The 10606-nt window shown below is 66.4% G+C and carries 9 protein-coding genes and 2 pseudogenes; 1 reads left to right on the top strand and 10 read right to left on the bottom strand.

Going from position 1 to position 10606, the window contains the following annotated elements; translation table 11 throughout:
• From BRAS3809_RS06760 to BRAS3809_RS06715, 10 genes and pseudogenes are all read right to left on the bottom strand, one after another.
• Positions 1 to 347: pseudogene (locus BRAS3809_RS06760) on the bottom strand (serine--tRNA ligase); the annotation flags it as partial.
• 129 nt (positions 348 to 476) lie between these two features.
• A pseudogene (tatC, locus tag BRAS3809_RS06755) lies at positions 477 to 1294 on the bottom strand (twin-arginine translocase subunit TatC).
• Positions 1291 to 1827, bottom strand: a complete 537-nt coding sequence (gene tatB, locus BRAS3809_RS06750; RefSeq protein WP_008961340.1) for a Sec-independent protein translocase protein TatB — start codon at positions 1825 to 1827, stop codon at positions 1291 to 1293. Before tatB ends, tatC begins: the two are co-directional and overlap by 4 nt.
• A 104-nt stretch (positions 1828 to 1931) precedes the next feature.
• The gene (locus BRAS3809_RS06745; RefSeq protein WP_006614346.1) at positions 1932 to 2165 is read right to left on the bottom strand and encodes a twin-arginine translocase TatA/TatE family subunit; all 234 of its coding nucleotides are present in this window, start codon (positions 2163 to 2165) and stop codon (positions 1932 to 1934) included.
• 282 nt (positions 2166 to 2447) lie between these two features.
• On the bottom strand, positions 2448 to 3590 hold the full coding sequence (gene scpB / locus BRAS3809_RS06740; RefSeq protein ID WP_008961339.1) for an SMC-Scp complex subunit ScpB: 1143 nt from the start codon (positions 3588 to 3590) through the stop codon (positions 2448 to 2450).
• 19 nt (positions 3591 to 3609) lie between these two features.
• Positions 3610 to 4449, bottom strand: a complete 840-nt coding sequence (locus BRAS3809_RS06735; RefSeq protein ID WP_008961338.1) for a segregation and condensation protein A — start codon at positions 4447 to 4449, stop codon at positions 3610 to 3612.
• The gene (gene nagZ / locus BRAS3809_RS06730; RefSeq protein ID WP_008961337.1) at positions 4446 to 5474 is read right to left on the bottom strand and encodes a beta-N-acetylhexosaminidase; all 1029 of its coding nucleotides are present in this window, start codon (positions 5472 to 5474) and stop codon (positions 4446 to 4448) included. The genes BRAS3809_RS06735 and nagZ overlap by 4 nt, the downstream gene beginning before the upstream one ends.
• Before the next feature lie 43 nt (positions 5475 to 5517).
• The gene (locus BRAS3809_RS06725; RefSeq protein ID WP_008961336.1) at positions 5518 to 7071 is read right to left on the bottom strand and encodes an SPOR domain-containing protein; all 1554 of its coding nucleotides are present in this window, start codon (positions 7069 to 7071) and stop codon (positions 5518 to 5520) included.
• A 95-nt stretch (positions 7072 to 7166) separates the two neighbouring features.
• Positions 7167 to 8963, bottom strand: coding sequence for an arginine--tRNA ligase (gene argS, locus BRAS3809_RS06720; protein WP_008961335.1), 1797 nt, complete (start codon positions 8961 to 8963; stop codon positions 7167 to 7169).
• 8 nt (positions 8964 to 8971) lie between these two features.
• Positions 8972 to 10138 (bottom strand): deoxyguanosinetriphosphate triphosphohydrolase, encoded by a 1167-nt coding sequence (locus BRAS3809_RS06715; protein ID WP_008961334.1) that lies wholly within the window; start codon positions 10136 to 10138, stop codon positions 8972 to 8974.
• Positions 10139 to 10259: 121 nt separating this feature from the next.
• On the opposite strand from BRAS3809_RS06715, the gene erpA reads away from it, so the two are divergent.
• Positions 10260 to 10601 carry an iron-sulfur cluster insertion protein ErpA gene (gene erpA / locus BRAS3809_RS06710; RefSeq protein ID WP_008961333.1) on the top strand — a complete coding sequence of 114 codons (342 nt, stop codon included), beginning with the start codon at positions 10260 to 10262 and terminating at the stop codon, positions 10599 to 10601.
• The last annotated feature ends 5 nt before the right edge of the window (positions 10602 to 10606 follow it).

Genomic DNA, 10606 nt, shown 5'->3' with positions numbered 1-10606 from the left:
CCGTCCGGCACCTCGTCGAGCGGCAGGTTGGGAATGGCGGCGAGTTCGCGCGCGAGATCCTTGTCGGCCTGCCTGGCGGCCGTCTCGAGCTCGGGCATCGTGGTCTTGAGCTTGGCGACCTCCTCCATCAGCGCCGACGCCCGCGCATCGTCCTTGGCCTTCTTGGCCTCGCCGATCTCCTTGGAAGCCGCGTTGCGCCGCGCCTGTGCCTGCTCGGAGGCCAGGATCGCCGCGCGCCGCCGCTCGTCGACGGCGAGCAGCTGCGACGACAGCGGCGACAGACCCCGGCGCATCAGCGCCGCATCGAAACCTTGCGGATTGTCGCGGATCGATTTGATGTCGTGCATGGTCGTTCGGTCCTGGGAACGAAATGGGGTTCGCGAGTCGCCCTGGGTCGCAGGTCGGCTTGCACTACCGCGAATGGCAACGGATGGGAACAGGCAAGCCCGGGAGGAAGCCCGGGCAACAGGAGCGCCCTATTCGGACGGGTTGGTCGGCAGATTGCCGGAGCCGGCCGACGATCCGGACCTGGCCGCAGCCGCCTGCTTCTCGACGATCCCGACCGCGATGATCGCGCCCTCGTAGAGCGCCAGCAGCGGCAGCGCCAGCGACGCCTGGCTCAGCACGTCCGGCGGGGTCAGCACCGCGGCAATGATGAAGGCGATGACGATGAAGTACCGCCGCTTCTCCTTCAGCATCTGCGAGGTCACGATGCCAATGCGGCCGAGCAGCGTCAGGATGACGGGCAGCTGGAACGCGATGCCGAACGCGAAGATCAGCGACATCATCAGCGACAGATATTCGCCCACCTTGGGCATCAGCGCGATCTGCGCCGTCTCCGGGCCGCCGAGCTGCTGCATGCCGAGCGAGAAGCGCACGATCATCGGCCACACCGCGAAATAAACCAGCATGGCGCCAAGCAACGAAAAAGAACGGGCGTGGCGATCAGATAGGGCAGGAACGCATTGCGCTCGTGGCGATAGAGACCTGGCGCGACGAACTTGTAGATCTGCGTCGCCACGATGGGGAACGAGATGAAGCCGGCCCCGAACATCGCGAGCTTGAGCTGCGTGATGAAATATTCGAGCAGCTGGGTGTAGATGAACTTGCTGTTCTCCGCGCCGGCGACCCAGACGAACGGCAGCACCAGGATATTGTAGATCTGCTTGGCGAAGAAGAAGCAGAAGATGAAGGCCACGCCGAAGCCGAGCAGCGCCTTGATCAGCCGCGAGCGAAGCTCGATCAGGTGATCCATCAACGGGGCCTTGCTGGCCTCGATATCTTCGACGGTCATGACGCTTTGGCGTCCTTCAGACGTTCGGCCTCGGCCGTTGCCGCGCCATCGACGGGGTGCGGCTGCGGCTCCGGCTTGATTTCGCGGACGATGGCCAGCGGCTCGCTGGCGGCCTGATGCGCCTCGGCTTCCACAAAGGTCTCGACGCGCGGAGGCTCGGGCGTCGTGGGAATGACAGGAGTCTCGGGCGGCGCGGCAACCGCTTCGGATGCAGGCGCGACCGGTTCCGCCGGCTTGTCCACGCCCTCGATATCCAGCGCCTTGTCGACGTCGCGCTGCAGCGATGACATCATGCCGCTCGGCGAGAAGCCGCTCGCGGCCTCCTTGACCTCGTCAAAGCTCTTCTTGAGGTCTGCCATCTCGGCCTCGCGCATGGCCTCCTGGAACTGGCCCTGGAATTCCGAAGCCATGCGGCGGGCCTTGCCCATCCACTGCCCGACCATGCGCAGAACGCCGGGAAGCTCCTTGGGGCCGATCGCAATCAGCGCGACGACCCCAATGACGAGCAGTTCACTCCACCCGATATCGAACATGTAACAATCCGCCTACGCGACGACGCCTCTGTTCCCGCCCTGCCCCGTCCGAGCAGGTTCGCCCCAAGCGGGAGCGCGCGCCGCCCGCGCCTTTCACGCGCAGATCAAACGGCCTTGCTGCCGACATCCGTGCGGGTGGCCGAAGGCGTGGCGCCGTGGTCGATCGACTTGACCGGCTCGGTCTTCTCCGGCGCCTTGTCGTCGTCCTGCATGCCCTTCTTGAAGGCCTTGATGCCCTGCGCGACGTCGCCCATGAGATCGGAGATCTTGCCGCGTCCGAACAACAGCAGGACGACCGCGATCACCACGATCCAGTGCCAAATGCTAAGCGAACCCATCCTGCAACCCTCCAAACACCGGTGCAGCCTTCACCCGGCTGCCCGTCGACGCTACCGCCGAAACCGCGCCATTTCCATGGGCTTGACCGCGACACTTCGCTTCTAGCATTCGATTGCGAAACAGCAACACGAACACATCGCGACGGGGGCCGAAAATGACGCGCGGACAGCCCGATATGGGCGGAAGGTAGGCGTCGCCGCCCGCAAAAACAAGCACTTCAGCTCCGGCAAATCACGGCCGGAGCTACGTAATAACGCGAGTGTTAACGGCCGCGGGGGCCGTCACCCCTCCCGGTGCTCGGAGCCGTCCTCGTCGGTATCGCGGTCGGCCGCATCGGAGTCGACCTCGGCGACATCACCGACCTCAGCCTCCGCCTCATCCTCTGTTGAAACTTCGGCCAGCTCGGCGACGGTTTCATCTTCCTGCTCGGAGGAGAGCGCCTGGTCGTCGATCTCGTCGACGAGTGCCTCGTCCTCAAGCTCCTCGACCTCGAAGTCCGCCTCGTCGGTCTCGGCGTCCGTCTCCGCCGTCGCGATCGTCAGATCGCCGACGACAAGCTGCGACGAAGCCTCGTCATCCGGAACGGCAGCCTCGGTCTCCGCGACGCCCGCCTCTGCGGTCTGTGACAGCGTTTCGACCACACCGCTATCGACCGAGCCCATGTCCGCCACGGCCGCTTCGGCCTCGGATGTCTCCGCCTCGGCAGCGCCCGCTTCGCCAGGCTCGGCTTCGACCGCCGGCGCCAGCGCCAGGTCGAGATCGCCGGGATCCAACGGTTCCTCGTCCTCGCGCAGCGTCGGATCGTCCGACGGCGTCGGCACGGTGAAGCCGGTGGGCAGCCGCGAATCCAGCAGGCCAGTCCCCTTCAGCTCCTCCAGGCCCGGCAGATCGCCCAGGGTCTCCAGGCTGAACTGGGCGAGGAACGCATCGGTCGTACCGAAGGTCAGCGGGCGGCCCGGGGTCTTGCGGCGACCGCGCGGCTTGATCCAGCCGGTCTCCAGCAGCACGTCGAGCGTGCCCTTGGAGGTGACGACGCCGCGGATCTCCTCGATCTCGGCGCGGGTCACCGGCTGATGATAGGCCACGATCGCCAGCACCTCGATCGCCGCGCGCGACAGCTTGCGCGTCTCGGTGCTCTCGCGCGTCATCAGCCAGGCGAGATCGCCGGCGGTTCGGAACGTCCACTTGTTGGCGACGCGAACGAGATTCACGCCGCGATTGGCGTAATCCGCCTGCAATTGCGCGAGCGCGGCCTTGATATCGACACCTTCAGGCATACGCTTGGCGAGCGTGGCCTGCTCGAGCGGCTCGGCCGAGGCAAACAGCAGCGCCTCGAGGATGCGCAACTCTTCGGGGCGCACCTCGGGCTCGCTCGTCGCGATCTCGTCGGGCTCTTCCATGCGCAGTTCCGCCAAGCTTGCCATGGCAGGGTCTCCTTCTTCGTTACTCAACCGTCAAGTCCGGCGCAGCCATGGCGCCGGGCTGGTTCGGTGGACGCTTACGAAAATACAGCGGCGCGAACGCCTGCTTCTGGTTCAGCTCGAGCTTGCCTTCGCGGACCAGTTCCAGAACGGCCGCGAAGCTCGAGGCGAAGACGGTGGCCTTTTGCGTGGGCTCCGGGACGTAGCTCAGCAGATAGTCGTCGAGGCATCCCCAGTCGTCCGACACCTCGGTCATGCCGACCAGCCGCTCGAGCGTCGCGCGCGCTTCGGCCAGCGACCACACTGTGCGCTTGGCCATATGGACTGACGTCACCACGCGCGCCTGGCGCTGGATGGCGTAGGCCGACAGCAGGTCGAACAGCGTCGCCGTGAATTTCGGCTTGCGGACCTCGGCGATCGACTCCGGATTGCCGCGCGGGAACACGTCGCGCTGGAACTGCGGCCGGTTCATCAGGCGGTTGGCGGCCTCGCGGATCGCCTCCAGCCGGCGCAACCGGTTGGCGAGCGCAGTCGCCATCTCCTCGGCGCTCGGCCCTTCCTGCGCCGGCGGCTCCGGCAGCAGCAGGCGCGACTTCAGGAAGGCGAGCCAGGCCGCCATCACGAGATAGTCGGCGGCGAGCTCGAGCCGGATCTTGCGCGCGGCTTCGATGAACTGGAGGTACTGGTCGGCGAGCGCCAGGATGGAGATCTTGGCGAGGTCGACCTTCTGTTGCCGCGCCAGCGCGAGCAGCAGGTCGAGCGGGCCTTCATAGCCCTCGACGTCGACGACCAATGCCGGCTCGGCTTCGGCCAGCTCCGTCGTGGGACGGCCGGTTTCAAACGACAGAATTTCAGCGGTCATGCGCTCGCGGGTCCCAGCCGGTTGATCAGGCCATCGAGCTCGGCGCTGAATGCGCTGCGGTCGATCCCTTGGGGTGCCTTGCGCGCCGCAAGCGCGCGATTGGCGCGGATCAGAGCCTGACCGGCAAGCTCCGGCGTCTCGGCGGCGACGGCCTGCATCTCGTCGAGCTTGCCGTTGCAATGCAGAACCATGTCGCAGCCGGCCGCGACGATCGCGCGCGTGCGCTCGGCGATCGTTCCGGCCAAAGCATTCATGGACACGTCATCACTCATCAACAAACCCTGGAACCCGATCCGTTCGCGAATCACCCGCTGGATCATTGTCGCAGAAGTCGTGGCCGGATGGGCGGCGTCGATCGCGCTAAACACAACATGTGCAGTCATGGCCATCGGCAGGTCGGCAAGCGGCCGGAAGGCGGCGAAATCGGTGGCGTCGAGCTCCGTTTCCGGCGTGTCCACGGTCGGAAGGCGGTGGTGACTGTCGGCGGTGGCGCGGCCATGACCCGGAATGTGCTTGAGCACCGGCAGCACCCCGCCCTGCTCCAGCCCCTCGGTCACCGCGCGGGCAATCGCCGCCACCTTGGCCGGCACCGTGCCATAGGCGCGGTCCCCGATCACGGCATCGGCGCCTGCGACGGGCACGTCGGCCAGCGGCAGGCAGTCGACATTTATCCCCAGCCGGCTCAGATCGTCTGCGATCAGGCGGGCGCTGAGCCAGGCGGCGCGCAGGCCCGCGGCCGAATCAAGGTCGTAGAGCCGGTCGAACACCACGCCCGCGGGATAGGCCGGCCAGTGCGGCGGCCCCAGGCGCTGCACCCGCCCGCCCTCCTGGTCGATCAGGACGGGGGCGTCGGAGCGGCCGGCGCAATCGCGTAATTGCTGAACAAGTGCAGTCACTTGCGCAGGTGACTGGACGTTTCGTTTGAACAGGATGAAGCCCCACGGCTTCGCATCGCGGATGAAGGCGCGCTCGGCCTCGGTGAGGTCAGGGCCGGAGATGCCGGTAATGAAAGCCCGCATGGTCATGCGGGCCGCATAGACCCCCGCCTCGGGGTCGGTCAAGCAAGCCTTAATTGTTGCTAAACGGGAAACACTGTCCGCCGGCGGTTTTCAACGTTCCGCACATCTTGTTGGCCTCTTCCTTCGTCGCGAAGGGGCCGACGGCTGCGCGGTACTTGACGCCGCCCTTGTCGCCCAGGTCCATGCGCTTGATGATCGGCTCGTATTTGCCGAGCACGGCGCCATACTTGTCCTGGACCGCCTTGTAGGACGTCATCGCCTCGGCTTCGCTGGCCTGCGACGAGATCGAGACGAGATAGCCGCCCGTCCGTTCGGTCTGGGTCTGCTCGGTGACCGGCACGGCCGCCGCAATGCGGGCCGGCGCGGTCGCCGGCGTCGCGGCCTGCGGCGCCAGCGGCATCGGCGTGTCGGTCGCCGCAGACGCGTTGGCATTGGCCGGCGACTTCTTGCCCTTGGCCGGCTTGGCCGGCGGGGTCGCCGGCATCGGCGCACCGCCCGGATCGGCCGCAGCCGACTGATTGCCACCAGTCACCGACAGCGTCTTGATCGGTCGCGGATCACTGTTCGGCAGGATGCCGTTGGCATTGGCGATCTGCGCCGGCGTCACGCTCGGCGGGCTCGCCTGCGGCGGAGCACCGGTCTGGCCCATTTGCGGAAACACCACGCGCGGACTGCCGCTGCGCGTGTTCAGGTCCATCGGCGTCTCCTCGCGGGACACCAGCTTCTCGCCGCCATCGCCGCCGAGCAGGCGGTCCGGCACCTTCGGCGTCGTATCCTGCTGCGCCATGATCTTCGTCGGGCTGTTGTCAGCCCGGATGATCGGCGGCTCACCGGTCCGGCTCGACGAGATGTAGGTCTTGTAGCCGTAGGCGCCGCCGGTTCCGACCACCGCGAGGGTCAGCACCGCAAGCACCGTGCTCATGCCGCCGCGCCGCCGCGGCCGCTCCTCTTCCTCGCCCTCGTCGTAACCGTCCTGGTAGCCGTATTGGCCATCCTGGAAATCGCCATCGCCCTGGAACCCCTGCTGGCCCGAGCCCATCTGGCCGAACAGGGCGTCGTCATAGCGCGACGCGTCCTGCTCGCTGTCGTCGAAGCCATCGCGGTTGTAGTCACGATCGTTCTCGGCAAAGCCATGACGCGCGTCGCCAACGCTGTAATCGAGCTTGGACAGCTGGTCAGCGAATTCAGCGTTCGGATAGCCGGGCTGCGGACGCGGGGCGGCGGCGGCAAAATCCTGCTCGGGGAAGGCCGGCTGGGCGCGCGGATCCTGGAAACCGGCGGGGAACGCGGGCGGGGTTGGCGCGGGCTGCGGCGCCTCACGCCCCATATCTGCAAAGGGATTGGCGGCGGCCGGCTGGGCACGCTGCATCCAGGCCGGAGCTCCAGCCGGAGGCATGGCGGCCTGCGGCTCCGGCGCAGGTGCTGCCGGTCGGGCCATCGGCCGCTGCTGGGGCTGAGGTGTCCCCCGGCCCGAAGCTGCAAAAGGATCATTCTGCCCGATCAGACGGGCGAGCTCGGCCAGCGGATCGGCATCGGCCTGCTGGTTTCCACCGCGGCCAAAACCATCAGCGGGAAAGGGTCTGTCCTGGTAACGATCAGCCATCGTGATGAAGCGTCCCTGCGGGTGAGCCGCATATGCGTCCTAAGGCGGACCCTGCCAGATTGAGGCCCCCAACTGAAGTCGCGTGTTTCCCCCAATCAGCGCATTGCATCAGGAGCATTAACGCCCAAGATCGCAAGTCCCGACGCCAGTACCGAGACGACGCCCTGAACCATGGCCAAACGTGCCTTGGTCAATTCTGCATCATCATCGATAATGAAGCGTAAATAGGGCAAATCCCGCCCCCGGGTCCAGAGGGCGTGAAATTCGCTTGCAAGTTCATAGAGGTAGAAGGCGATCCTGTGCGGCTCATGCGCCAGGGCCGCGCTTTCCACCGTACGTGGGTACAGCGCCAGCCGTTTCAAGAGGTCGTGTTCGGCCGAGTCGGTGAGTTTTTCCAGCTTCGCCCCGCGCAGGAACGCGATCCGCGCCCCCTCCTCCTCCGGCAGGTCCGGAAAGCTCTCGCGGGCATTGCGGAAGATCGAATGCCCTCTCGCGTGCCCGTACTGGACGTAGAACACGGGGTTGTCGCGCGACTGTTCGATGACCTTGGCGAGGTCGAAATCGAGCACCGCATCATTCTTGCGATAAAGCATCATGAAACGGACGGCATCAAGCCCCACTTCATCAACAACTTCGCGCAAGGTCACGAAGTCGCCGGAGCGCTTCGACATCTTCACCGGCTCGCCGTTGCGCAGCAGCTTCACGAGCTGCACGACTTTGACATCGAGCACCGCCTGCCCGCCCGAGACCGCCTGCACGGCCGCCTGCATGCGCTTGATGTAGCCGCCGTGATCGGCGCCGAACACGTCGATCAGGTCGGCGAAGCCGCGCTCGAACTTGTTCCGATGATTGGCGATGTCGGATGCGAAATAGGTGTAGGAGCCGTCTGACTTGATCAGCGGCCGATCGACGTCATCACCATAGGCCGTCGCCCGGAACAGCTCCTGCTCGCGATCCTCCCAGTCTTCGACCGCCGCGCTCTTCGGTCGCGGCAGACGTCCCAGATAGACGTCGCCACGCTGGCGCAGGAAGTCGATCGTCTCGGCGACCTTGTTGTTGCCCTGCTCGATCAGCGAGCGTTCGGAAAAGAACACGTCGTGCCTGATGTTGAGCGCGGCGAGATCATCCTTGATCTCGGCCATCATCATCGCGATCGCCGTGTTGCGGACGATCGGCAGCCACTCGGCCTCAGGCATCGCCTTCAACCTGTCGCCATGCTCGGCGGCCAGCGCCTGCCCGACCGGCTTCAGATAATCACCGGGATAGAGCCCGTCGGGAATGACGCCGATGTCCTCGCCGAGCGCCTCGCGATAGCGCAGGAAGGCCGAGCGCGCGAGCACGTCGACCTGGGCGCCGGCATCGTTGATGTAGTATTCGCGGGTGACGTCGCGGCCGGCGAACTGCAGCAGGCTGCAAAGCGCGTCGCCGAACACCGCGCCGCGGCAATGGCCGACATGCATCGGCCCGGTCGGATTGGCCGAGACGTATTCGACATTGACCTTCGGCGCGCCCGGAACAGGTGCCACGCGGCCGTAGTCGGCCCCCTCGCGCAGGATCGTGGCCAGCGCCCGCGCCCAAACCGTCGGCTGCAAAGTGAGGTTGATGAAGCCGGGACCGGCGACGTCGACCTTGGCGACCAGCTCATCGGAGCGCAACCGCTCGGCGATCTGCTCGGCGAGATCGCGCGGCTTGGCCTTGGCCTCCTTGGCCAGCACCATCGCGGCGTTGGTGGCCATGTCGCCGTGGCTCGGATCACGCGGCGGCTCGACCACCACGCGCGAGAAATCGATGCCCTCGGGCCAGCCGCCAGCCTTGGCGAGCGCGGCGCAGATGGCGTGCACGCGGGCCAGCATGTCGGCGAAAAGATAGGGGGTGGACGCTCGTTCAACCATGCCGCCGCCTAACGCAAATCCGGGGTCGAGTCAAAAAGCCGGTGGTGCTCGGTTAACGCGAAACGGTCGGTCATTCCGGCGATAAAATGGCTGATCCGGCGCGCCCGGTCGCCCTCTCCCGCGCAATCGTCGAGCCAGCCGGCCGGCAAGGTCGCGGCGTCCTGCTGATAGCGGCCGAACAGGTCCGCCACGATCCGCTCGGCATCGCGCATCACCCGCATCACCCGCTCGTGGCGATACATCCGCTGCCAGAGGAATGCCTTGATGGTGGCCTCGTGCTCGGCGACATCGGGCGCAAACGCCACCAGCGGGCCGGCCTGGCGCCTGACGTCATGGGGCGACACCGGCTTCGCGCGCTCGATTCGGCGCTGCGCCTCCGTGGCCACCGCCGCGATCAGATAGGAAATCAGCTCGCGCACCAGCTCCGCCCCGCGCCGGATATCGTCGAGCGACGGATAGTGCCGGTCGATCTCGGCGATCATGGCGGCGAGCAGCGGCACCTCCTTGAGGTCGTCGACGGTGAACAGGCCGGCGCGCAGCCCGTCGTCGATGTCATGGGCATCATAGGCGATGTCGTCGGCGAGCGCGGCGACCTGGGCCTCGAGCGAGGCGTAGCTCCACAGCTCCAGGTCGAACCTTGCGTTGAACTCGGCAATCCCGGCGGGGACCGGCCCCTGCAACGGGCCGTTGTGCTTGACGATGCCTTCGAGCGATTCCCAGGTCAGATTGAGGCCATCGAAATCCGGGTAACGCTGCTCGAACGACGTGACGATGCGCAAGGTCTGGGCATTGTGGTCGAAGCCGCCATGCTCCGCCATGCAGCGGTTCAGCGCCCGTTCGCCGGCATGGCCGAACGGCGGATGGCCGAGATCATGCGCCAGGGCCAGCGTCTCCGTCAGGTCCTCGTCGAGCCCGAGCTGGCGGGCCAGCGCGCGGGCGATCTGGGCGACCTCCAGGGAATGGGTCAGGCGGGTGCGGTAGTGGTCGCCTTCGTGGAAGACGAACACCTGGGTCTTGTGCTTGAGGCGGCGGAAGGCCGTGGAATGGATCACCCGGTCGCAATCCCGGCGGAACGGGCTGCGGGTGCGCGACGGCGGCTCGGCGAACAGGCGGCCCCGGCTGCGATCGGGATCGCAGGAATAGGGAGCGCGGGGAGCAGCCATTCCGACCGACACGGGCGATTGTTCCTTTTGCGATTTGATTCCAGGGCGGGGCCCACTTAACTATGGGGAGTGCCCGAGACCAAATGAATAGGGCATGACGCGCGACCCGGAGACTGCCATGACCGATGCCTTGATGACCGATGCCTCGACCGGCCCCGTCACCATCAGCGAACGCGCCGCCCGCCGCATCGGTGAGATCCTCGGCAAGGAGAGCGCCGGCGCGATGCTGCGCATCTCGGTCGAAGGCGGCGGCTGTTCCGGCTTCCAGTACAAGTTCGACATCGACCGCGCCAAGGCCGAGGATGATCTCGTCATCGCGCGCGACAAGGCGGTCGTGCTGGTCGATCCGGCCTCGGTGCCGTTCCTGGCCGGATCGGAGGTCGATTTCGTCGACGACCTGATGGGCGCCTCGTTCCGGATCAACAATCCCAACGCCACCGCCTCCTGCGGCTGCGGCACCAGCTTCTCGGTCTGATTTCT

Origin of the sequence: Bradyrhizobium sp. STM 3809 (assembly GCF_000239795.1) — a bacterium.
Classification (GTDB): domain Bacteria; phylum Pseudomonadota; class Alphaproteobacteria; order Rhizobiales; family Xanthobacteraceae; genus Bradyrhizobium.
The sequence above is the reverse complement of the archived record's forward strand: the minus strand, read 5'-3'. Positions and strand labels throughout refer to the sequence as shown.